18 protein-coding genes are annotated in these 22,022 nt (G+C 65.9%); 12 read left to right on the top strand and 6 right to left on the bottom strand.

Annotated features, from left to right (window positions below):
* From AB4Y35_RS31980 to AB4Y35_RS31995, 4 genes are all read left to right on the top strand, one after another.
* Positions 1 to 665 (top strand): type VI secretion system baseplate subunit TssF (locus tag AB4Y35_RS31980; protein ID WP_368707562.1); only part of this gene is annotated, 665 nt, incomplete at its 5' end.
* 26 nt (positions 666 to 691) lie between these two features.
* Positions 692 to 1,192, top strand: coding sequence for a type VI secretion system lipoprotein TssJ (tssJ, locus tag AB4Y35_RS31985; RefSeq protein WP_368707563.1), 501 nt, complete (start codon positions 692 to 694; stop codon positions 1,190 to 1,192).
* A gap of 170 nt (positions 1,193 to 1,362) precedes the next feature.
* Positions 1,363 to 2,040, top strand: coding sequence for a heavy metal response regulator transcription factor (locus tag AB4Y35_RS31990; RefSeq protein ID WP_133183191.1), 678 nt, complete (start codon positions 1,363 to 1,365; stop codon positions 2,038 to 2,040).
* A gap of 8 nt (positions 2,041 to 2,048) precedes the next feature.
* Positions 2,049 to 3,464 (top strand): heavy metal sensor histidine kinase, encoded by a 1,416-nt coding sequence (locus AB4Y35_RS31995; protein WP_368707807.1) that lies wholly within the window; start codon positions 2,049 to 2,051, stop codon positions 3,462 to 3,464.
* On the opposite strand, the gene AB4Y35_RS32000 is transcribed toward AB4Y35_RS31995, so the two are convergent.
* From AB4Y35_RS32000 to AB4Y35_RS32010, 3 genes are read right to left on the bottom strand one after another with little or no spacing between them, the layout of a single operon-like run.
* On the bottom strand, positions 3,439 to 4,923 hold the full coding sequence (locus AB4Y35_RS32000) for an efflux transporter outer membrane subunit (protein WP_368707564.1): 1,485 nt from the start codon (positions 4,921 to 4,923) through the stop codon (positions 3,439 to 3,441). The genes AB4Y35_RS31995 and AB4Y35_RS32000 overlap by 26 nt on opposite strands.
* Before the next feature lie 12 nt (positions 4,924 to 4,935).
* Entirely contained in the window at positions 4,936 to 6,150 is a 1,215-nt protein-coding gene (locus AB4Y35_RS32005) for an efflux RND transporter periplasmic adaptor subunit (protein WP_368707565.1), read from the bottom strand.
* A gap of 10 nt (positions 6,151 to 6,160) precedes the next feature.
* Positions 6,161 to 9,370: an efflux RND transporter permease subunit gene (locus AB4Y35_RS32010; protein WP_368707566.1), complete on the bottom strand. Its 3,210-nt coding sequence runs from the start codon at positions 9,368 to 9,370 to the stop codon at positions 6,161 to 6,163.
* A 271-nt stretch (positions 9,371 to 9,641) separates the two neighbouring features.
* On the opposite strand from AB4Y35_RS32010, the gene AB4Y35_RS32015 reads away from it, so the two are divergent.
* Positions 9,642 to 10,001: a DUF4148 domain-containing protein gene (locus tag AB4Y35_RS32015; RefSeq protein WP_368707567.1), complete on the top strand. Its 360-nt coding sequence runs from the start codon at positions 9,642 to 9,644 to the stop codon at positions 9,999 to 10,001.
* A 630-nt stretch (positions 10,002 to 10,631) separates the two neighbouring features.
* Complete coding sequence (locus AB4Y35_RS32020; protein WP_368707568.1) at positions 10,632 to 12,074, top strand: undecaprenyl-phosphate glucose phosphotransferase; 1,443 nt, start codon at positions 10,632 to 10,634, stop codon at positions 12,072 to 12,074.
* A gap of 58 nt (positions 12,075 to 12,132) precedes the next feature.
* Here the strand turns inward: AB4Y35_RS32020 and AB4Y35_RS32025 are convergent, their stop codons facing one another.
* On the bottom strand, positions 12,133 to 12,957 hold the full coding sequence (locus tag AB4Y35_RS32025) for a WecB/TagA/CpsF family glycosyltransferase (protein ID WP_368707569.1): 825 nt from the start codon (positions 12,955 to 12,957) through the stop codon (positions 12,133 to 12,135).
* A gap of 308 nt (positions 12,958 to 13,265) precedes the next feature.
* Here AB4Y35_RS32025 and AB4Y35_RS32030 point away from each other — a divergent pair, with 308 nt between their 5' ends.
* Positions 13,266 to 14,984: an FAD-dependent oxidoreductase gene (locus AB4Y35_RS32030; protein ID WP_368707570.1), complete on the top strand. Its 1,719-nt coding sequence runs from the start codon at positions 13,266 to 13,268 to the stop codon at positions 14,982 to 14,984.
* Entirely contained in the window at positions 14,984 to 15,931 is a 948-nt protein-coding gene (locus AB4Y35_RS32035) for an NAD-dependent epimerase/dehydratase family protein (protein ID WP_368707571.1), read from the top strand. The genes AB4Y35_RS32030 and AB4Y35_RS32035 overlap by 1 nt, the downstream gene beginning before the upstream one ends.
* Positions 15,932 to 16,134: 203 nt before the next feature.
* Here AB4Y35_RS32035 and AB4Y35_RS32040 read toward each other — a convergent pair whose 3' ends face one another.
* Positions 16,135 to 16,263 (bottom strand): hypothetical protein, encoded by a 129-nt coding sequence (locus tag AB4Y35_RS32040; protein ID WP_368707572.1) that lies wholly within the window; start codon positions 16,261 to 16,263, stop codon positions 16,135 to 16,137.
* A gap of 21 nt (positions 16,264 to 16,284) precedes the next feature.
* On the opposite strand from AB4Y35_RS32040, the gene AB4Y35_RS32045 reads away from it, so the two are divergent.
* The 4 genes from AB4Y35_RS32045 to AB4Y35_RS32060 all read left to right on the top strand — a co-directional run bounded on the left by AB4Y35_RS32045 (position 16,285) and on the right by AB4Y35_RS32060 (position 21,251).
* Positions 16,285 to 16,992, top strand: coding sequence for a transposase (locus AB4Y35_RS32045; protein WP_368707573.1), 708 nt, complete (start codon positions 16,285 to 16,287; stop codon positions 16,990 to 16,992).
* A 120-nt stretch (positions 16,993 to 17,112) separates the two neighbouring features.
* Complete coding sequence (locus AB4Y35_RS32050; protein WP_368707574.1) at positions 17,113 to 17,661, top strand: DUF488 family protein; 549 nt, start codon at positions 17,113 to 17,115, stop codon at positions 17,659 to 17,661.
* A gap of 260 nt (positions 17,662 to 17,921) precedes the next feature.
* Positions 17,922 to 19,823, top strand: a complete 1,902-nt coding sequence (locus AB4Y35_RS32055) for a hypothetical protein (protein WP_368707575.1) — start codon at positions 17,922 to 17,924, stop codon at positions 19,821 to 19,823.
* A 360-nt stretch (positions 19,824 to 20,183) separates the two neighbouring features.
* Positions 20,184 to 21,251 carry a hypothetical protein gene (locus tag AB4Y35_RS32060; protein WP_368695517.1) on the top strand — a complete coding sequence of 356 codons (1,068 nt, stop codon included), beginning with the start codon at positions 20,184 to 20,186 and terminating at the stop codon, positions 21,249 to 21,251.
* A gap of 77 nt (positions 21,252 to 21,328) precedes the next feature.
* Here AB4Y35_RS32060 and AB4Y35_RS32065 read toward each other — a convergent pair whose 3' ends face one another.
* The gene (locus AB4Y35_RS32065; protein WP_368707576.1) at positions 21,329 to 22,009 is read right to left on the bottom strand and encodes a VIT1/CCC1 transporter family protein; all 681 of its coding nucleotides are present in this window, start codon (positions 22,007 to 22,009) and stop codon (positions 21,329 to 21,331) included.
* Positions 22,010 to 22,022: the final 13 nt, after the last annotated feature.

Below are 22,022 nucleotides of genomic sequence, written 5' to 3' on the forward strand. Positions count from 1 at the left end.
ACGGCGTGCTGGGGCAGGAGCTGTGGGTGACCCTCTCAGGGCAGCTCTGGGCCGGGACGTACCGCCACGCACCGGACGATGAAGCGCGTCCACGGCCCGACCGCCATGTCACGGTGCGTGCGCTCGCGAACAACGGACGCCTGCCGCGCATGGCGCTTGCGGAGGCAACGATCACGGAAACGGTCACGGGCTTTACCGGCATCGCATTGGTGCACAACGTGACGGCGCCGAGCCTGCCGCAGTATCCGCCGCGCTACTACCCGGGTTACGACTGGCGCGTGCTTGGCCACTACGCCGCGAATGGTGCGAATGAATTCAACCGGATGCTGATGGAAGGCGCGCCGGTACTGCGCGAGATCCTCGAACTCTACGACTGGACGCCTGACAACGCGGTACCGCAGCGCATCGACGCGATCCGGACCGTGCATTTCTCGGAAGACCAGCAGATCCTGCAGCATGGTTACGTCCTGCGGATCGTGCGCATCCACGTCGACCTCGACGCGGGCGGTTTCGACGGGCCGGGCGACGCTATCCTGTTCGGTGACGTGCTGAACCACTTCCTGGGACGTTACGCGAGCGCGCAATGTTCCATGCAAGTGGTACTCACCATCGACGGCAAGGAGACGGTGTATCCACGCGCCGACTTTAAGGGGGCACCATTCTGATGCGTGCTGGGATCCATACCGGAATCGTGCGGGGTGCGCTCGTCACAGGTCTCGCGCTGTCGGTTTCGGCGTGCGGTATGTGGCAGTCAGTCAAGGACGGAACCGTGCATGCCGCGCGCGCGGTGTTCGAGACGAAGGTCGAACAGATGAATCTTGTCATCACGGCGCGCGGCGCGCTGAACCAGGACGTGCGCGGCGCTTCGCTGCCGGTCGTGCTGCGGATCTATCAGCTCAAGGATGACCAGCCCTTTGCGACGGCGACCTATGCGCAGCTGCTGGAGGGTAACGATGCGCTGAAGGCCTCAACGCTCTGGAGCCGGGACGTGACGCTGGGTCCGGGGCAGACACTGAAGGTGTCGGAGCGGATCGGCGAAGCGGCGAACTACGTAGCCGTAGCGGCGTTCTTTCGCGACACAGCGAACACCGAATGGTCCGTACTGGTGCCGAAATCGCAGTGGAAGAAGACCGACCCTGTGAGGCTGGTGGCAGCGGAGCGCACGCTGGAAATCGACTCGGAGCACCGATGAAGTCTCTGCACTGATCGATGATACTCATGCGCTGTCCGCGCTCGAACCGGCGCACGACGAGGCCACGCGCCGGTATCGCATGGGGACGCACACTGCCAGGTGTCACGCCCACGCGCACCAACCGGCACAACGCATACAATTGACCCGGACCCACTCAGAACTGAACGGCGATGCGCATTCTTGTGATCGAAGACGAGCCGAAGACCGGCGCGTATCTGAAGAAGGGCTTCGAGGAATCCGGCTATGCCGTGGATGTGGCCGCGGACGGCGCGGAAGGCCTGATTCTCGCAAAAGAGGCCGCGTACGACGTGATCGTGCTCGACGTCATGCTGCCCGAAATGGACGGCTGGACGGTGCTCAAGACGCTGCGCGCCACGCACACCACGCCGGTGCTGTTCCTCACCGCGCGCGACGATATCAGCGACCGCGTGAAGGGCCTCGAGCTGGGCGCGGACGACTACCTCGTCAAGCCGTTCGCCTTCGTCGAACTGCTCGCGCGCGTGCGCACGCTGGCCCGCCGCGGCCCCCCGCGCGAGAGCGATGTGCTGCTGCTCGGCGACCTCGAAGTGGACGTCACGCGCCGGCGCGTGAAGCGCGGTGCCACGCGCATCGACCTCACGCCGAAGGAGTTCTCGCTGCTGCAACTGCTCGTGCGCCGCCAGGGCGAAGTGCTCACGCGCACGCAAATCGCCTCCTACGTGTGGGACATGAACTTCGACAGCGACACCAACGTCGTGGAAGTCGCCATTCGCCGCCTGCGCGCGAAGGTGGACGACGCCTTCGACGTCAAGCTGATCCACACGGTGCGCGGCGTGGGCTACGTCGCCGAAATCAAAGGGAACGCCTGATGCCGCGCATGGCGGTGCGCTCGCTCGCCACAGGCCTCGCGCTGAGTTTCGCGGGCACGACGCTCGCAGTATTCGCGCTCGTGGGCAGCACGCTCTATTTCACGCTTGACCGCGAGGTGAAGCAGCAGGACGACCTCGATATCGTGCTGATTTCCCGGCACACGCGCCGCCTTGCTCAGGAACTGCACAACGAGCACGACGTGCGCGAACATGCGGAGCGGCTCACGAGCCAGGTGCTCGGCAACCCTGCGCTTTCCATGGAAATACTCGGCACCGGCGGCGCGCAACTGGTCGAGCACAACACGGCGGGCATCGCGGACGCGGCGTTTCCCGAAGCGGCGCTTGCACGGCGCCTCCCGCCGACGCAACGCATTACCGAAGGCGACGTGGTGGCGTGGCGAAACGTGCGCGGCGTACCCGTGCGCGGACTCGCCACCGACGCCGCGCTGGCGGACGGCACGCCCGTCACCATCGTCATCGCGCGCGACATGACCGACCGCTGGCGGCTGCTCGACCACTATCGCGAGCGGCTCTACGGCTTCGGCCTGGCGGGCATGCTGCTCGCGTTCCTCATGAGCTGGCTGCTCGTGCGCGAGTCGCTGCGCCCGCTGCGCGAGATGGCGGCGCGTGCGGCCACGGTCACGGTGGACCGGCTCGATACGCCCATCGAAGTCGAACGCGCGCCGAGCGAGCTCGAAGCGCTCACGAAGTCGCTCAACGCCATGCTCGACCGTTTGCATGGCGGCTTCGAGCGGATGTCGCAATACACGGCGGATCTCGCGCACGACATGCGCACGCCGCTCGGCAACCTGCGCGGCGCGAACGAAGTGGCGCTCGCGCGAGAGCGCACCACGGCCGAATACGAGGCATTGCTCGAATCGAATCTGGAGGAATGCGAACGACTTTCGCGCATGATCGAAAGCGTGATCTTTCTCGCGCGCGCGGAGCACCCGCAGTTCATGACGACGCTCGCGGAGTTCGACGTACATGATGCGCTCACGCAGATTGCCGACTACTTCGAAGGTCTCGCCGACGAAGCGGGCGTGCAAATCCGCGTGCAGGGCGAGGGCAGCCTGCGCGCGGACAAGGAGCTGTTTCGGCGCGCCGTGGGCAACCTGCTCGCCAATGCGCTGCGCTATACGCCGCGCGGCGCGGCGATCACGCTGAGCGTCGAACAGACGCCACAGGCCGTCGAGGTCACGGTGGCCAATCCGGGCACTCCCATCGAAGCCGCGCTGCTGGAGCGCATTTTCGACCGCTTCTATCGCGCGGATGCGTCGCGCCACCGCGAGGCGCGCGCGGGTGCTTCGGCGGGTCTGGGGCTCGCGATCGTGCGCACGATCATGGCGCTGCACGGCGGCTCGGCGCGCGCCGAAAGCGACGCGGCGAGCACGCGGTTCATCCTGACGTTCGCCCGCGCTTAGCGCTCAAGTCGCTCAGCGCTGCGCGGTCCCAACCTCCGCCTAGCGCCTCCAGCAGATGCACGCTCGCGTCGAGCCTTCTTCCTGCGATCTGCTCCTCGTTGCGTTCGTTCGAGAGCGCGATGGTCTGCGCCGTCACGACATCGAGATAGTTCACCGCGCCCGCCTGGTAGCGGTTGGTGGTGAGCTTGAGCGAGAGCTGCGCGGCGGCGGTGGCGCGCTGCTGGCTTTGCGCTTCGCTCGCCAGCGTGTCGAGCGCGCTCAGGTTGTCTTCGACTTGCTGGAACGCCGTCAGCACGGTTTGCCGGTAGCCGGCTACTGCCGCATCGTATTGTGCGTTCGCGCCTTTGAGCGTGGCGTCGCGCCGGCCGCCGTCGAAGAGCGTGCCCGCCAGTTGCGAGCCGAGCGACCAGAACAGGCTCGGCGCGCTGAGCCACGGCGCGAAGAACGTGCTTTCGAGGCCCGCCGTCGCGGAGAGCGTGAGGTCGGGATAGAAGGCCGCGCGCGCTACGCCGATGCCCGCATTGGCCGCGGCCACGCGCCGCTCGGCCGCCGCGATGTCGGGACGCCGTTCGAGCAGCGCGGAGGGCACGCCCGCGGGAATCGACGGCACGACGGCAGGATCGACACGCGGCGGCAGGCTGAACGTCGAAGCGGGCACGCCGGTCAGCGTGGCGATGGCGTGCTGAAGCTGCGCGCGCTGCACGTCGATGTCGCTATCCGCCGTGCGCGCGCTTTCGAGCTGGGTTTGCGCCTGGGCGACGGCGGAGGCGTCGATCGCGCCATCGGCGAGCTGCTGCTGCACGATGCGCAGCGCGGCAGTGTAGGCGGTCACGGTGTCGTCGAGCAGCTTCTTCTGGCGATCGAGCGAGCGCAGATCGAAGTAGTCCGCAGCCAGCTGGCTCGTCACCGAAAGACGCACCGATTCGAGGTCCGCTTGTGTGGCCTGGGCGTTGGCGTGCGCCTGGGTGGTCGCGTCCTTCACGCGTCCGAACAGGTCGGGTTCCCAGCTTGCCGTGAGGCCCGTCGAGTAATCGGGAATCGTCTTGCCCGCGAGCGAATGGTCCACGAGATTCTGCGAGGTCCGGTAACGCTGCGCCGCCACGCCCGCCGTGACGGTCGGTGCATAGCCCGCGCGTTGATAGTCGATCATCGCGCGCGCGGCTTCGAGATTGGCGACGGCCTGGCGCACGCTCTGGTTCGACACATCCACGCGGGCTTCGAGCTGGTCGAGGTCCTGGTCGTCGAAGAGGGTCCACCATGGGCCGCGCGATTTGGCGTCGGCGGGCGCGGCGACGGTCCAGCCGGGCGCCGCCGCCGGTTGTGTTGCCTGGGTGGCGTAGTGCGCGGGTACGTCTACCGAGGGCGCGCTGTAACGCGGCAACGTGGTGCACGCCGCGAGCGATGCTGCCGTGCAGGCAACGACGATCCGGCGCAGCGCAGGAAGAGGGCGTTCGAACATGATGAGCCTCGCTTACGCTTTCGCTTGCGCAGCCGTCGAGGCCGCCGCCACGCGCACGCTCTGGCCGCTGGCAATGGCATCGCCGGGATTGTTGATGACGCGATCGGCCGGCGCGAGTCCGGTGGCGATTTCCACGTAAGTCCCGAAATCCCGGCCGATAGTCACCTTGCGCAATTGCACCGTATTCTTTGCATCCACCACCGCGACGGTCACGCCGTCGGGGCGGAACAGCAGCGCGCTCACGGGCAGTTCGAGCGCCGGCGCGGCCGCCGTGAGCGCAAGATGCACCTGCGCGTAGGCGCCGGGCATCAGCGCGCCGTCGTGATTGTCCACATCGACTTCCACGCGCAACGTGCGGCTCACGGGATCGATCACGTTCGCGCTGCGCGCCACGCTTGCTTCGAAGCGGCGACCGGGATACTGCTGCGTTGTCAGCCAGACAGCTGTGCCCGGCGTGACGAGGCTCGCGTCGTCCTGCGGCACGTCCACGTACACGCGCAGCCGGTCGGTCTGCGAGATATGGAACAGCTCGCCTGGCATCGTGGCGAGGCCGGGCGTGCCGCCCGCCGTGACGAGCGCGCCGACCTGCACGTTGCGCGCCGTAATGACGCCGTCGAAAGGCGCCGTGACGTTCTGATAGGAAACCAGCTCCTGCAGCCGCGCCACGTTGGCCTGCGCCGCCTGGAGCGTGGCCAGTTTCGCGGCGGCGTCGCTCGTTTTCGCCTGGGCGTCCTGCTCGGAAACCGATTGCGTCTGCAGCATCGTCTGCCAGCGCTGCGCCGTGCTGCTGGCGAAGCGATAGTTGGCCTGTGCGGTGCCTTCGTCGGCGCGTGCCTGCTGGAGCTGCGCGTCGAGTTCGGGCGTGTCGATCTGTGCGAGCGTCTGGCCCGCCTTCACATGCGCGCCGATATCCGTGTACCAGTGCTGCACGTATCCGCTCGTGCGCGCGTAGATCGAGGCGTCGGCCCAGGACATGACCGAGCCGGGCAGCAACAGGTCTTGCGTGGCGGGTGCGCGCGTGGGCGTGAGCGTGGAGACGATCAGCTCGCGCTGTGCCGCGACCTGCCGGGCTTGCGCCGTGCGCGCCTCGAGGCGCGGCACGATGCCCGCCGTGAGGAGCGTCGCGGCGATGGCGAGGCAGGTCAGGCCGACGACGACAGCCGAGCGACCTCGCGTTGCGGTTGGCGCCGCGGCATCGCATTCTTCGGGCGGTGTCTGTGATTTCATTCTGGAATCCTTATTCAACGTGAGTGGTTGCACTGGCTTGCGCATCGTTGCTGGCATCGCGCGCGGCGCGGCGTTTAGCGAGCCAGCCATGCACCAGGCCGAACACGACCGGCACGAACACGAGCGTGGACAGCGTGCCGATCGCGAGGCCGCCGATCACGGCGCGCCCGAGCGGTGCGTTCTGTTCGCCGCCGTCGCCGAGACCCAGCGCCATCGGCAGCATGCCGATCAGCATGGCGAGCGCCGTCATGAGCACGGGGCGAAAGCGGTCGAAGCCCGCGTCGAGCGCGGCGGCGAGCGGCTCCATGTCCGCGGCAAGCGACTCGCGCGCCGTGTTGATGACGAGAATGCTGTTCGCCGTGGCGATACCCATACAGAGGATCGTGCCCGTGAGCGCCGGCACGCTGAGCGTGGTTTGCGTGACGAACAGCATCCACGCGATGCCGGCGAGCGAGGCCGGCAGGCCGCTCACAATGATGAGCGGATCGAGCCACGACTGGAAGTTCACGACCATCAGCAGGTACACGAGCGCGATGGCGAACACGAGGCCCGCCGCGAGGCCGCTGAACGAGGCGTTCATCGACTGCACCTGGCCACGCATCACGATCGACGAACCCGGCGGCAGTTGCGCGCGCGCGGCGTTCACGAGGCGGTTCACGTCGGAGGCGACGCCGCCCAGGTCGCGTCCCTGTGTCGACGCGAAGATGTCGAGCACGGGCTGCACGTTGTAGTGCGAGACCACGGCTTCCTGCGAGCTGCGCGAAACCGTGCCGAGCGTGCCGAGCTGGTTCTGCGGCGTGAACGTGACGGATTGCGACGTCGTCAGCGGAATATTGGCGAGCGTTTGCAGCGAATGAATATCGTATTGCGGCACCTCGGTCACGAGCGGATAGCTCACGCCGTTCTTCGGATCGAGCCAGAAATTGGGCGTGGTCTGCGAGCTGCCCGAGAGCGCGATGAGCAGGTTCTGCGCCACGTCGTGCTGCGTGAGGCCTGCTTGCAAGGCCTTCGTGCGGTCCACATCGACGTTGATGGTGGGCTCGTCGCCGGGCTGCTGGATGCGCGCGTCGACGAGGCCGCGCACGCCGCGCATCTGGTCGAGCAGGTGGTTCGCCACGACGCGGTTCTGCGCAAGCTTGTTGCCGACGATCTGCACGTCGATGGGCGCGGGCAGGCCGAAGTTGAGGATCTGGCTCACGATGTCGGCGGGCAGGAACGCGAAGGTCACGCCTGGAAACGCGGCGTTGAGCACGTTGCGCAGCTTCGCCACGTATTGCGCGGTGGGTTTGTGCTTCGGCGCGAGCGTAATGAGGATGTCCGCATCTTCGGGTCCGATGGGATCCGACGAGTCGTACGTTAGGTTGATGCCGCTCACCGGCACGCCGATGTTGTCGAGCACCGCGGCTTGTTCGGCGGGCGGAATCACGCTGCGGATCTTCGCTTCGACTTCGTCGGTGATACGGGCCGTTTCCTCGATGCGCGTGCCGGTGGGCGCGCGCAGATGCAGGCGGATTTCGCCGGTATCGACAGCGGGAAAGAAGTCGCGTCCGGTGAACGGCACGAGCACGAGCGAGCCGAGGCAGAGCGCGACCCACAGCACGACGAAACGGCGGCGCTGCGCAATCACGGCCTGAAGCAGCGCGCGATAGCGGTTGCGCACGGCTTCGAAGCGGTGCTCGAAGCCCGCCTGAAAGCGCGTCAACATACCCGCGATGCCGCGCCTGGGTGCAGCGTCAGGCTTGCGCGCACGCAGCAGATACATGGCGAGCGTGGGAATCAGCGTGCGCGAGAAGAAGTACGACGCGCACATCGCGAACACCACGGCCTCGGCGAGCGGCACGAACAGATAGCGCGCCACGCCCGAAAGCAGGAACATCGGCACGAACACGATGCAAATGGAGAGCGTCGAGACGAACGTCGGCACGGCGATTTCGCCGGAACCGTTGAGAATGGCATCGTGCAGCGGCGCGCCGCGCTCCAGGTGATGCGTGATGTTTTCGATGGCGACGGTGGCGTCGTCGACGAGGATGCCGACCGCAAGCGCGAGCCCGCCGAGCGTCATGATGTTGATGGTCTCGCCGAGCGCCGCGAGCGCGATGAGCGACGTGAGCACGGCGAGCGGAATCGTGACGGCGATGATGAGCGTGGCGCGCCAGCTGCCGAGAAAGAGCAGGATCATCGCGGCGGTGAGGCAGGCCGCAATGAGCGCTTCGCGCACCACGCCCGAGATTGCCGATTTCACGAACACAGACTGATCGGAGAGCGGCGTGATCTTGAGTGCACTCGGCAGGCCCGCCGCGATCTTAGGCAGCATGGCCTTCACCTGCTGGATGATCGTGAGCGTCGAGGCGCTGCCGGTCTTTTCGACCGTAAGGAGTGCAGCACGTTTGCCGTCCGCGCGCACGATATTCGTTTGCGGCGCGTAGCCGTCGATCACGTGCGCGACGTCGCGCACATACACCACGCTGCCGTTCACGGTCTTGATGGGCAGGTCGTTGAGCGCCGCTACGGTTTGTGTGCTGCCGTTCATCTCCACGTTGTATTCGCGCGAGCCTATCTTCGCCGTGCCGCCGGGCAGGATGAGGTTCTGCGCGTTCACGGCGTTGACGACGTCGGCGGGCGCGAGACCTTTGGCCTGCAACGCCTTCGGATCGAGCTGCACCATGATCTGGCGGATCTTGCCGCCATAGGGCAGCGGCACGGCCGCGCCCTGGACGGTCGCGAGCTGCGTGCGGATGAAGCTGTTGCCGAGGTCGTAGAGCGACTGCTCGGGCAAGGTCGCGCTGGACAGGCCCAGTTGCAGCACCGGCACCGTGGAGGCGTTGTACGTGATGATGTTCGGCGGCAGCGTGCCCGGCGGCAGGACGCGCAGGATCGAAGCGGAGTTCGACGCCGCCTCGGCAATCGCGCGGTTGATGTCGGCGCCCGGATGGAAGAACACCTTCACGACCGACACGCCGTTGAGCGACTGCGATTCGATGTGCTCGATGTCGTCCACGTCCGAAGTCAGCGCGCGCTCGTAGTTCGAGGTGATGCGGTGCGCCATGTCCTCGGCGGAGAAGCCGTTGTAGGTCCAGACGATGCTGACCACCGGGATATTGATGTTCGGAAAAATGTCCGTGGGCGTGCGCATGATGGCGAGCGGCCCGAGGATGAAAAGCAGTACGGCCAGCACGATGAACGTGTAAGGCCGTCTGAGCGCCAGTTTGACGATCCACATGACGGGGTCCGGGTTGAGGCAGGAGTGGCGCAAGTATCGGGAGGGCGCGCTTACCCGGTGCTGACCTCGACATTACGGATTTGTCATCTTTGCCGCGCGGGGACGTTGGCCGCCGTGGGCGCGTAGCGCCCAGATAACGAACTCGTAATCAGCAGGTCAGCTTTGGGTCAGCGCCGCACGACCAGAATGCAGTCAACCTTCGCGACATTGCCGAGGGCGGCTGAGGCGGCATCTCCCCGATGCAGCGGCCATTCTTTGAGAGATGAACATCATGAAAGCACTCGTTTCCACATTGCTCGTTGCCTGCGCCCTGGCCGCTCCGGCTGCCGCTTTCGCACAAACCGCCAACCCCGCCAACACGCCGGTCACACGCGCCCAGGTGATCGCCGATCTCGTGCGGGTGGAGCAGGCTGGGTATCGTCCTGTGGCCAGGGACGTCAACTACCCGGATGACATTCAGCACGCGGAGGCGATCGTGGCGCAGGAGCAGGCGCAGGCGCAGGCGGAAAAGACCCAGCAGGCCGCGCCCGGCAGCACGGCGGTCGGCGGCGTGGCGATGACGGGCAGCTCGGACGCGGGTGCGCCGGTCGTGGCGAGCGTCGGCGAGCGGTCGATTTATGCGGGCCACTGAGCGGGTCAATGCGCGAGCCAATGCGCGAGCCGCTGTGTGCTCGAGCGCGGCGCAGCAGCCCCGGCGATAACGCCGGGCGCCACCGCACATTTCGATTCGCTTGCTCAAACGTTTGCGCGGACGTAATTCGCCCCATTCGCGCGTAAAAAAGCGTTATTCATTTTTATTAAAGTCGCGAACCTGCCCCATTAATAAAGGCGGCGTTAAATCAGCCGCATTGGCAAATTCACCACAATATCGCGCGTTTTTACGGTGTCGTCTTACAGACGCACGCAAATTCATAATGCGCTGGTAAGATACGCGCGAATTGGGATGGCCGCTCTCCATTCCGGGCTATTGGCGCGAATCCAGACCACTCGCGCCACCGGAACAGGAGTCCGCGCCATCAGGCCGACGGGGAGCGGCCGTCTTGCACTACGAATTGCGCTCGATGTTTAAAAAAAGCGCGTACGTTCGGATTGTGTGTTTAATCGCAAGCGTTTGAGTCTCGCGTTTCGCCGTTCCGGCGAATCGTCTGGCGCCGCTTGCCGCTGTTGCGCCTTGCGCAGACGGTCATTCCCCCCGCGGTCTAATCCCGCCGTCATGCCAATCAGGCGTATCAAACAGTCGCACATACCGGCCGAACCCGTCATGTCCACCCAGTCGACCCACCATCATCGCCTCTTTATGGCGCTGGTCGGTGTCATCAGCGCGGCGCTCAATACGGGCGCGCTCGTCGCGCTGTTGTTGCTGCGCGGACAGACCGGCGACACGCCGTACACGCGTGCGTTGACCGGCGCGTTCGCCGTGGCCGCGTTCGTCGTGTTTGCGCGCTTTCACCTGATCGCCAGCGCGCGTCATCTCTGGTGGATGCTGGGCCGCGGCGCATGGCGCTGGTGCCGGCTGCCGGTCGCGCTCATGGTGCTGCTGTTCGTGACGCATGGCGACAGCGGCACGACGGCCCTGCGCTCGCTGGTCGTGCAGTGGGCCGCCATCGCGCTGCCGCTGCAGCTCGTCGGGCTGGCCGTTTTGCGCGGCGTGGCCCACAGCGTCAACAACGCGCCCGGCAACCTGCGCCGTGCGGTGTTCTTCGGCATGGGTAGCGAGGCGCGCAAGCTGAACCTGCGCCTGCGGCGTTCGCCGATTCTCGGCATTCACGTGACGGGCTATTACAACGACGCACCCGCCGTGCCGCGTGACGGCGAAGCGCTGCCGCCTTATCTCGGCCGCTATGAAGACGCGGCCGCGCGCATCCACGCGAACGACTACGAGATCGTGTTTCTCGCGATGGACCAGGCCGCGATGGCGCGCGCCGACGCAACGGAAGTGAAGGACATCACGGCCGACATCGTGACGCGCCTCTACGATTCGACGGCCGCGATCTATCTCGTGCCCGAGCTGCGCTACCTCGAAGACGTCGCGACGACCGGCGCGGACCTCGCCGGAGTACCGCTGCTGGCGCTCCACGACGTGCCGATTCTGGGGCTTTCACGCATGCTCAAGCGCGCGGTCGACCTTGCCGGCGCCGCGTTGCTGCTCGCGCTGCTGTGGCCAGTCATGCTCGCGATCGCGCTGGCGATCCGGCTCGATTCGCCGGGCCCGGTGATGTTCAAACAGCGCCGCAACGGCGAGCACGGCCGGGCGATCGTCGTGCACAAATTCCGCTCGATGCGCGTCGCGGCGTACAACGAGGGCGATGCAGAAGAGCAGGGTGTGCGCCAGGCCCGCAGCGGCGACGACCGGATCACGGGCGTGGGGCGCTATCTGCGCCGGACTTCGCTCGATGAGTTGCCGCAGCTCTTCAACGTGCTGGGCGGTTCGATGAGTCTCGTGGGTCCGCGTCCGCACGCGGCGGAGCACAACGAAGAGTACCGGCAGCTGATTCCGGGCTACATGCTGCGCCATAGCGTGAAGCCGGGCATTACCGGCTGGGCGCAGATCAACGGGCTGCGCGGCTTGACCGACACGCCCGACAAGATGCAGCGCCGCGTGGAGTACGACCGCTACTACATCACGCACTGGTCGCTGTGGCTCGACCTGCAGATCCTGCTGAAGACGATCCCGTCGATCGTCTCGGGCCGCAATGCGGTGTGAAGCGTGCGCCGCGCGAGACGAGGCCGGACGTGAGCCGGCCGCGTCCGCATCGGCGGCGTTACGCCGCGCGCTGCTGCGTGCGCGCCATGCGCCAGTGACGCCACAGGATGGCGAAGAAGCGGCGGTCGTCCACGAGGTAGCGGCGCCACAGGCGCGCGGGGTCCTGTTTGATGCGCCAGCACCATTCGAGACCGCAGCGCTGCATCCACACGGGGGCGCGTTGCTGCAGGCCGACGGCGAACTCGACGGCCGCCCCCGCGCACAGCATGAGGCCGCCCGGCAGCTTGCCCGCGTGATGCAGGGCCCAGCGTTCCTGCTTGGGCATGCCGAGGCACACGAACACGATGTCGGGCGCGGCAGCGCGCACGCGCTCGGCCACCGCATCGCCCTCGGGGCCGGTCGGATCGAACGTCATGGAAGGCGCGATCACCTCGACGTCGAGGCCCGGATAGTGCTGCGCGAAGCCATCTACGAGCGTGGCTTCGTGGCCCGGGCGGCCGCCCACCACCACCACTTTCCAGCCGGCCGCGTGGGCGCGCTCGCACAGTGCGGGCAACAGGTCCGAGCCGGTCACGCGTTCCGGCAGCGGCGCGCCGAACAGGCGGCTCGCCCAGACCACGGGCATGCCGTCCGCGAACAGGAAGTCGGCGGTGCGGTAAAGGCGTTGCAGATCGGGCTGCGTGTCGAGACGCACCACGTGGTCGACGTTCGGCGTGACCGCGACACGCGCCCGGCCGTCGCGCTGCAAGGCGGCGGTGCAAAGCACGTCGAGCGCGGTGTCGAACGACACGGCGGCGATATTGAGACCGAACAAGGGAATGCTCGGCTTGAAGACACCCCGTGCGGACGCCTGCGGCGCCGCTGTTATGTAAGGCGTGCTCATCTTGTTTTTGTGACCCCGACGTGCGCACACGACGAGAGCCACGCACGGCGCCCGTTGAACCGGCGTCGTGCCACCCCGTCATGCGACGTACGTTATGTTTTTTTCTGGTCTCCTGGCTTTTGCCAAGGCGTTTTGGACTTCAGACGGAATCTTACTGCTGTGTCGGTGCTGCGGGTAATACAACAGTGTTTTTTTAGAGACAAAAATCGGGATGCGTCTGAAATTTCTCTGGTGGCGCCGGTGGTTGCACGCGGGCGATCGGCTACGATCGCCGCGGCCCGTTTTCCCTTTCCCATACGTAACAGACGATGATCACCGACGCCCGTGAGATTCCCGCCGGCACGACGCTGCACGCGGACCTGTGCATCGTGGGTTCCGGCGCCGCCGGCATTGCGCTCGCGCTCGCGCTGGAAGAGAGCGGGCTCGACGTGATCGTGCTGGAGAGCGGCGGCGATGCGCCCGAGCCCGCCACCCAGCAGCTGTACGCGGGCACGGTGGCGAACGCGGCGCTGCATCCGCCGCCCGACCACTACCGCGTGCGCCGCTTCGGCGGCTCGACCACGCTGTGGGGCGGCCGCTGCATGCCGCTCGACGCGCTCGACTTCGAGACGCGCGCCTACGTCGCGCACAGCGGCTGGCCGATCGCCTTCGCCGATGTGCTGCGCCACTACCCGCAAGCCAACGCGCTGTGCGAAGCGGGCGAATTCGCCTATACGGCGGAAGGCGCGTTCGCCGTGCCGCCGCGTCCGATGATCGGCGGCTTTGCCAGCGACGTGTTTTCGACGCACACGCTCGAGCGCTTCAGCTGCCCGACCGATTTCGGTCAGCGTTACCGGGCGCGCCTCGCGAAGGGCCGCGTGCGCGTGCTCCAGCATGCGAACCTGTGCCGCCTGCCGATGCTGGCGGGTTCGACGCGGCGCGTCGGCGCGGCCCAGGTGCGCGTGCTCAATACAAAGGACGCGACGGGCGGCGCGACGTTCGAGGTGGCCGCGCGCGCCTACGTGCTCGCGGCTGGCGGCCTCGAAGTGCCGCGTCTGTTGCTCAACAGCCCCGGGCCGAGCGGCCGGGGGCTCGGCAACGCCCACGACGCGGTGGGCCGCTATTACATGAGCCATCTCGCGGGCACGATCGGCACGCTCGATCTCGCGGCGGCGCAGTCCGTGTGGCACGGCTACGAGGTGACGGAAGAGGGCATCTATTGCCGCCGCCGCCTCGCACTGCGCCCGGAACAGCAAGCCGCGCTGCGCGCGGGCAACTTCATTGCGCGCCTGCATCATCCGCGCATTCCGGACGCCGGGCACGGCAACGGCATCCTCTCCGCGCTGTATCTCGCGCGCGGCATCGTGCCCTACGAATACGCGAAGCGCCTCTACGACGGCACGCCCGAAGGCTATGCGGGGTCCACGCTCGCGCACGCAAAGAACGTCGTTGCCGACGCGCCGAACACGGCGCGTTTCCTGTGGCACTGGCTGCGGCGGCGCACGCTGGCCGCGCGCAAGTTCCCCTCGGTGATCGTGCGGCCCGCGAATCTGCGCTTCTCGCTCGACTTCCATGCGGAGCAGGAGCCCAATCCGGCGAGCCGCGTGACGCTCGGCGACGATACCGATGCGCTCGGCCTGCGCCGCATTCATGTGGACTGGCGGTATACGCAACAGGACGTCGAGACCGTGAGCCGCGCGCTCGCCGCGCTCGCGCACGAGGTCGAGCGCGCGGGCGTGGGCCGCTTCAGCTACGACCCCGCGCAGGTCGAAGCCGAAATGACGCGCTACGGCGCCTATGGCGGCCATCACATCGGCACGGCGCGCATGGGGCGCGACGCGCGCACGAGCGTGGTCGATGCCGACTGCCGGCTGCACGAAGCGGACAACGTCTACGTGGCGGGCGCCGCCGTGTTCCCGACTTCGGGCCAGGCGAATCCGACCTTGACCATCGTCGCGCTCGCCCTGCGGCTCGCCGAACACCTCAAGGGCGCCGCCGATCTCGGCGCGCTGCCTGTTCCCATCGCAAACCAATCCGAACCCGCGTGATGAAAGCCCGTATTCTCGTTCTCGGCGCGACTGGCTTCGTCGGCCGCCATCTGGTGAAAGCGTTGGACAGTACCGGGTGGGCCGAGCCGGTGGCCGCCTCGCGCCGGGAAGGAAGCGGCCTGCGCCGTGTCGATGCCGCGGACCCCGCGTCGCTCGCCGCCGCGCTGGCCGACGTGGACGGCGTGGTCAACTGCGTGGCGGGTGCGCCGGCGACGATCGTCGCGAATGCGCGCGCGCTGGCGGCCGCGCTGGCGTCACGCGGTGCGCCGCTGCCGGTGGTCCACTTCAGTTCGATGGCGGTGTACGGCGCCGCCGAAGGCCGTATCGACGAAGCGGCGGCGCTCGACGCCGTGAGCCCCTATGGCCATGCGAAGGTCGAGTCGGAACGACTGCTCGCTTCGCTGCCCGCGCTGACGATATTGCGCCCGGGGTGCATCTACGGAGGCGGCAGTCCGCAGTGGTCGGCGCGCATTGCGCAACTGCTGCGCGCGCGGCGCCTGGGCGACCTCGGCGCTGCCGGCGACGGCTGCAGCAATCTCGTTCACATCGATGACGTCGTGCGGGCGGCGCTGGCCGCGCTGCGCACGCCGGCTTCGGGCACTCAGGCCTACAACCTGGCGATGGCCCAGGCGCCGCGCTGGAACGAGTACTTCGTCGCGTACGCACGTATTCTGGGGGCGACGCCGGTGGAGCAGATCGGTGCGCGGCGTCTTGCGCTCGAAACGAAGCTGTGGGCGCCCGCGCTGAAGATTGCCGGGATCGCCGGACGGAAACTGGGTGGCGTGAAGGTGCCGCCGCCGCTGCCGCCTTCGCTCGCGCGGTTGTGGCAACAGGACATCCGGCTCGACGCGCGCCGCGCGGAACAGGCTTTTGACATGACGTGGACGCCGTGGCGCGTCGCGCTGCAGGCCGAAGCGTTCGTGGCGGCGGCGTCGCGCGCCGACTGAACCGGTCGGGTTAGTCCGGGTTTCGGTTCGCCGGAGTCTCGGCTTCGGCTTGCCGTTATCGTTCGGACTCCTGCAAACAACATTCGGCAACCGCAGCCGCTTCGACCATCGTACCCTCGTGTTGCGACGCCTTTGTGGTGCCGGATCGCGACGCGACGGCTATTCAGCGGCGGCATAAAAAAGCGCGCGCTCAAATCGTCAAATCAGCGAATTGAGGCCATAAAAAAGGCCTGTTCGCGACGCAGGCGCGCGCGCGCGCCCCATAGAATTTGAGCGTAGATCCACTCACGCAGCGTCAGGCGATCGATACCTGTCGGATCGCTTCCCCACATCGGATTTCCGGTTAATTCAGCATGACACGGCTTGCACGGCACTACGTCCCAGAACAACCGCAGCACGTTATCTTGCAGGGGCTCAAAGGGCCCGCATTCCTCGACGAAGGAGACTACCTCTACTTTCTCGCCTGCCTCGCGGACGCCGCGCGCGTCGCCGATCTGGCAGTCCACGCGTGGGTGCTCATGCCCGACGCCGTGCAGTTCCTCGTCACGCCTTCCTACGAGTCGAGCGTGGCCATGGCGATGCAGGCGGTTTGCCGTCGCTATGTCGAGACTTTCAACCGCCGCCATGGCCGCCGCGGTGCGATGTGGCGTGGCGAGTACCGGGCAACCGTGATCGAACCCGACCGCTATTTCCTGCTCGCGAGCCAGGTCATCGATCATGCGCCGGTGCGCAACCACCTCGTGGCCGAGCCGGGCAACTATCCGTGGTCGAGCTACACGCACCACGTCGGGTTGCGGGTCGACAGGTTCATCAAGGACCATCCGCTCTACCGGGCGCTCGGCGATACGCCGTTCGAGCGCCACGAGTCCTACCGCGATCTGGGCGTGCAGCCTCTGGACGAAGCCGAGGTCAGCAACCTGATGCGGGCGACGCTCGAAGGCTGGGTGCTCGGTAGCGCTGCATACTGCGAGTGGGCGGCGCAGACCGCCAACCGGCGGTTGATGCCCTTGCTGCTGCGCGACCGGCCGAGCAAGGTTCGCACGGCTAGCGCCCACGCATGACGAGCGACGAAGGGCTAGCCGCTGCATAGCGAGCGGAATCACGAGCGTGCGCCTCTTTCGTGGAGGCGCATAATAAGCGCTCGGCGAGTCATCCAGCTATTGTTCACGCGCAGGCGGGAAGTGAATCTCCCATTCTTCACGATCGGCCATTCCGACCGCACCCTCGATGAATTTATCGGGCTGTTGAGGGGTGCGGACATCGGCATGCTCGTCGACGTCAGAAAAATGCCGAGGTCGAGAACCAACCCGCAATTCAACGAGGAAACCTTGCCCGCAGCGCTTGCGGCATGCGAGATCTCGTACGAGCACGAATCCGTTCTCGGCGGTCTGCGCGGAAAATCGCGAACCGTCTCCGCGGACGTCAATGGCTTCTGGATCAACAGCAGCTTCCATCATTACGCCGATTACGCGCTTTCCGAGGCGTTTCACGCGGGCATCGATCATCTGGTCGAACAGGGGCGCGCCAGACGCTGTGCCGTGATGTGCTCGGAAGCCGTCTGGTGGCGGTGTCACCGGCGCATCATCGCCGACTATCTGATCGCGCGCGGTGAAACGGTTTTACACATCATGAGTGCGCAACGGCACGAACCCGCGCAGCTGACAGCGGGGGCGGTCGTTCGTCCTGATGGGTCGATCGTCTATCCTCCGGCGAACCAGGCGAAAACCTGAATTGCCATCCGGGCGATGTCTACGGCACGCCCGCCTGCCAGGCCGCGAGCGCCAGCATCCGCGGCCTCGCCGATCGCAACTTCCGGGTTCCCATACGGCTGCCCGGCTCCCAAAAAGTGCCAGTGAATCTGAAAATTGTATAGGGACAGCTTCGCGCCCAGGGCCTATCTTTCTGCCAGCGAATCCGATGTCCAGCGGTTTACGGGTGGCTGTGACGCTGATAAAAAATGGAGACTAGTACTGTGCGTTCTTCGCTTCAGATGAAAAATAAAATCCTGACTTGCCTCGCCCTTGCCGCCGCTGCGGCGCTCGTTCCGGGCGCGGACGCCGCGACGGCCACCAAGGGCGACTTGCTGATTTACCGCATCGGCCCGAGCACCTCGGAACTCTACGTCGCCAATGCCGACGGCAGCGACGAACACCGCCTGATCCAGTCCGACGGGTTCGACTATCACGGCTCCTTTTCGCCGGACGGAAAATGGATCGTGTTCACCTCGGAGCGCGACGGTCTCGGCCATGCCAGCCTCTATCGCGTGCGCGTGGACGGCACGGGCCTGCAGCGCCTGACCGACTGGATCGGGGTGAGCGACGCGGCGGTCTACAACCCGGCCGATCCGGATCTGATCGCGTTCGTGTCGTCGCGTCGCGGCAAGGACAGCTGGGGCACGACGAACATCTGGACGCTCAACCTCAAGACGGGTGCGTTGCATAACGTGACCGGCGATATCAAGTTCGACCCGGACAAGCCGCACAGCTTCTTCCGGCCTTCGTGGTCGCCGGACGGCAAGTGGATCGCGCTGTCGTCGGATATCGGCAGCGACTGGCGCGGCCACAACCTGCCGGTCGGCTGGGAGCGCACCCAGGAAAGCAGCATCTACGAGATCCATCCGGACGGCACGGGCTTCAGGCAGATCACCTCCCGCGCCGGCTTCGCCGAGGGCTCGCCGTCGTGGTCGGCGGACGGCAAGCACATGGTGTTCTATGAGACGCCGGTTGAATCGACCTGGGGCGCGCACCGTCCCGAGGCGATCGGCAAGGTCGACACGCAGATCGTTCAGGTCGACGTGGCGACGGGCGAGCGCAAGGAACTGACGAACACGCCGGGATTCAAGGTGTTCCCGCAATACGTGGGCGCGACCGACGTTGCGTATCACATCAAGAACGGCGCGCAGGAAGGGCTCTATACGACGGGCGGCCAATCGCGCGCGACGGCGGGAAGCGGCATCCGCTCGCCGCACTATTCGGCTGACGGCAAGCAGGTCGTCTACGAGAAGGTGGTGTACAACAAGCCGTTCCATCCGAACGGCACGCCGCTCTACAGTTTCGATCCCGCGTGGAACTACCGTTTCGTCGATGTCTTCCCGCAACTCTCGCGCGACGGCAAATCGCTCGTGTACACGGAGAAGGCGGTCGGCTCGTCGATCGTCGTTGCGAATGCCGACTTCACCGACGCCCGCCATATCTACGATCCCGTGACCAGCGGCCTCGATCCGAAGATGATCAAGATGGGGCTGGCGGGCGCGTTCCAGCCGACCTGGTCGCCGGACAAGCAGTGGGTGGCCTTCGGCGTGGGCGGCTGGTTCTTCACGCGCGCTCACATGCCGGGCCGCATCATGCGCATCAAGGCCGATGGCAGCATGAACGGCAAGCCGGAGGTGCTGACCGACGGGAAAGAGAACGCAGGCTTCCCGAGCTATTCGCCGGACGGCACCCGGGTCGTCTACCGCGTGTGGAGCGATACGGACAAGGGCTTGCGCGTCCTCGACCTGGAGACGCACAAGACCACCGTGCTGACCACCGAGCCGGACAACCTGCCAGGCTGGTCGCCGGACGGCAAGCGCATCGTGTTCACGCGCAAGGAGGTCAACCCGACTGACCCCAACAAGTTCCACTATGACGTGTACACGATCCACCCGGACGGCACGGATGTGCAGCGCGTCACGCCGCCGGGTTCGAATCAGGCCCACGCAACCTGGACATGGGACGGCCGCATTGCCTACAGCTCAGGCGAGTATGGCTTCCGCGACGAGCTTTCGCTTTACGACGACACGTTCCAGCCCGACGGCCAGAACTGGGTGATGAATGCGGACGGCAGCGACCGGCGTGCGATTACCGACACGCTTTGGGAAGATTCGATGCCGCTTTATATTCCCAGACAGTAAGCCCCTCCGCAGGCTTAATCGACAAAGGCACCGCGCTCAGGCGCGGTGCCTTTTTTTATTGCGGCTGCTCGCAACCAGGATTCGCATGGCAGTACTGATCAATGAAATGGCGCGATTCAACGTCCGGTACTTTCGAGTCCTGCGCGAGTCGAGATTTACCCGGATATTCACCCGCTCTCAGTAAAAAGTGCCAGCGAAAATCACTTTTGTGTAAAGGCATACACGCGGGTATCGCATACATTCCACTCCACCGCAGCAGGCTTTACCACGTTGACCAACGCAAGGCTTTGCCGACGGTGCGAAAAATCGAGAGTCGCCAATCGACCGCATCTTGCATATCGACAAAATATGGAAGGAGACATGAAAAAAACGATCGCTATCCGCACGCCGCTGTTAAGTGTTGCCGTCCTCAGCTGCTTCGCCGGTGCGGCACACGCAGCGGATCCCTCACAGACTGCAGAGGGCGGGGCTCAGCCGGCACAGGTTGCCCAGACGGACAGCAAGGCATCCAGCACTACGCCGGTTTCGGCCGCCGCGCCGCTGACGCTGTCGCAGGCCAGCACCGTGACTGCGCCGCTCTCGCCGCCGCCCGGACTGTACACGCCGCCGACCTCGTGGAACGACACGTATATCGGCTATCGCGTCGGCACCAATTTTTACTACCCCGGTGTGCGAACCGAGGCCGGCGCACCCGCCAAAATCACGCAGAACATCGGCTACTTGACGACCACGGGCGGCTTCAGGTTCGGTAGTTACGCGTTCAACGTGGACTACCTCGTATCGAGCATGGCGAACCCCGAAGCGGGGCCGACCAATCAATACGGTTATCCCACGCCGGGGCCGGGCGGCGCGCAGGAGCTCTACAGCGTCGGCCGTGTCTCCTTCAGCGCCGGCAAGATTTTCGGCCGATCGTTTTCCTATGGCTTCATGCGGGACTTCGGCCTGACGGTCGGCTACGAATTCGGCACCAAGAACGATGCCTTTGGCCAACGGGCCCGCATGCTGGTTGTCGGGCCCACCATCGACCTTGCCATACCGAACGGGTTCTGGAACATCACGCTCGGCGTTCGCACCGAGAGCAATCACGACGGCATCACGAACGTGGATGTGCATTTCAACCCCGCCGTGCACCTCGAGAGCTCCTGGCTCTATAACTTCCGCATCGGTCCTGTGCCTCTGGTCTTCAAGGGCTTCGCAAGCGTCACCGGGCCGAAAGGGAAGGATGGCGCCGGAGTCGATACCACGACGGAGTTCCTGACCCGCGCGTATCTGCTGGCGGACGTCGGATCGTTCGCCGGCCATCCGCGCACGGCGTACATGGGTCTTGGCTACGAGTACTGGCACAACATGTACGGCACGCCGGCTTCCGAGCAACCGGGCACGACCCAGACATCCGTGCCGATGTTCGTGGCCGAAATCCACTTCTAAAGCAGGGGTGACGGTCATCGGCAACCGCGGTGCGGGTTGCCGATGGCCGCGGATAACGAATCCGTGTTGCCTGACGGCTAGCCGCCGAGCGCAATGATCGCCATCGTCAGCACGATCCCAAGCAGCGTCATTGCGAAGCCTGCTTTCATCGCGCCCGCGCCGGTGTAGCGTCCTAGCGCAAAACCGGCAGTGAAGAGCATTGCGAGCGTGAGTACGCGGGAGACGACGAGCGCCACGGTGTGATCCCTCACGAGGATAAACGGCAGGGCAACGGGGAACGTCGATATGACGACGAGCAGAAAAACGCCCAGTGCCCCAAGAAAGTCGTCGCGCCTGAAATGCGCGCGAGGTGGCAGCGTAGGCTCCGCGGCGAGGCGCGCACGAATCAGCTCGAGTTCGTCGTCGTCGACGAGCGGCTCCAGCGCCCTCGGCAACGCGGCGCGCAACGCCCGCACGGCTGCGGCGCGGTCCGGTTCGCGCTTCACGGTCAGGGCGAGCGTCAGGCGCTGTCCGCGATCCGCGAGCGTGCGGACCAGATACATCACGGCGTCGGCGAGGCCCCAGGCGAGATTGCAGCCGAGGGCGGCGAAGAACAGTTTGCTGCCGGCGTCCTCGCCCGCCGTGACCGCCTTGACCGCGCCGACGAACGTCAACGCCATGAACAGGCCAAAGCACAGTTCGGTCACGCGCTCGACCGTATTGAGTATGGGCTCGCGCTTTTCAGACGTGGTCTGCTGTGTCGGGGTAGCGGTATTCATATGGCCTCGTACA

Origin of the sequence: Paraburkholderia sp. EG286A, from assembly GCF_040965375.1 — a bacterium.
Taxonomy (GTDB): domain Bacteria; phylum Pseudomonadota; class Gammaproteobacteria; order Burkholderiales; family Burkholderiaceae; genus Paraburkholderia.

Coding starts and splice junctions, on each gene's coding strand:
- AB4Y35_RS31990 (WP_133183191.1), top strand. CDS start 1,363: ATGCGCATTCTTGTGATCGAAGACGAGCCGAAGACCGGCGCGTATCTG.
- AB4Y35_RS31995 (WP_368707807.1), top strand. CDS start 2,049: ATGGCGGTGCGCTCGCTCGCCACAGGCCTCGCGCTGAGTTTCGCGGGC.
- AB4Y35_RS32000 (WP_368707564.1), bottom strand. CDS start 4,923: ATGTTCGAACGCCCTCTTCCTGCGCTGCGCCGGATCGTCGTTGCCTGC.
- AB4Y35_RS32005 (WP_368707565.1), bottom strand. CDS start 6,150: ATGAAATCACAGACACCGCCCGAAGAATGCGATGCCGCGGCGCCAACC.
- AB4Y35_RS32010 (WP_368707566.1), bottom strand. CDS start 9,370: ATGTGGATCGTCAAACTGGCGCTCAGACGGCCTTACACGTTCATCGTG.
- AB4Y35_RS32015 (WP_368707567.1), top strand. CDS start 9,642: ATGAAAGCACTCGTTTCCACATTGCTCGTTGCCTGCGCCCTGGCCGCT.
- AB4Y35_RS32020 (WP_368707568.1), top strand. CDS start 10,632: ATGTCCACCCAGTCGACCCACCATCATCGCCTCTTTATGGCGCTGGTC.
- AB4Y35_RS32025 (WP_368707569.1), bottom strand. CDS start 12,957: ATGAGCACGCCTTACATAACAGCGGCGCCGCAGGCGTCCGCACGGGGT.
- AB4Y35_RS32030 (WP_368707570.1), top strand. CDS start 13,266: ATGATCACCGACGCCCGTGAGATTCCCGCCGGCACGACGCTGCACGCG.
- AB4Y35_RS32035 (WP_368707571.1), top strand. CDS start 14,984: ATGAAAGCCCGTATTCTCGTTCTCGGCGCGACTGGCTTCGTCGGCCGC.
- AB4Y35_RS32040 (WP_368707572.1), bottom strand. CDS start 16,263: ATGTGGGGAAGCGATCCGACAGGTATCGATCGCCTGACGCTGCGTGAG.
- AB4Y35_RS32045 (WP_368707573.1), top strand. CDS start 16,285: ATGACACGGCTTGCACGGCACTACGTCCCAGAACAACCGCAGCACGTT.
- AB4Y35_RS32055 (WP_368707575.1), top strand. CDS start 17,922: ATGAAAAATAAAATCCTGACTTGCCTCGCCCTTGCCGCCGCTGCGGCG.
- AB4Y35_RS32060 (WP_368695517.1), top strand. CDS start 20,184: ATGAAAAAAACGATCGCTATCCGCACGCCGCTGTTAAGTGTTGCCGTC.
- AB4Y35_RS32065 (WP_368707576.1), bottom strand. CDS start 22,009: ATGAATACCGCTACCCCGACACAGCAGACCACGTCTGAAAAGCGCGAG.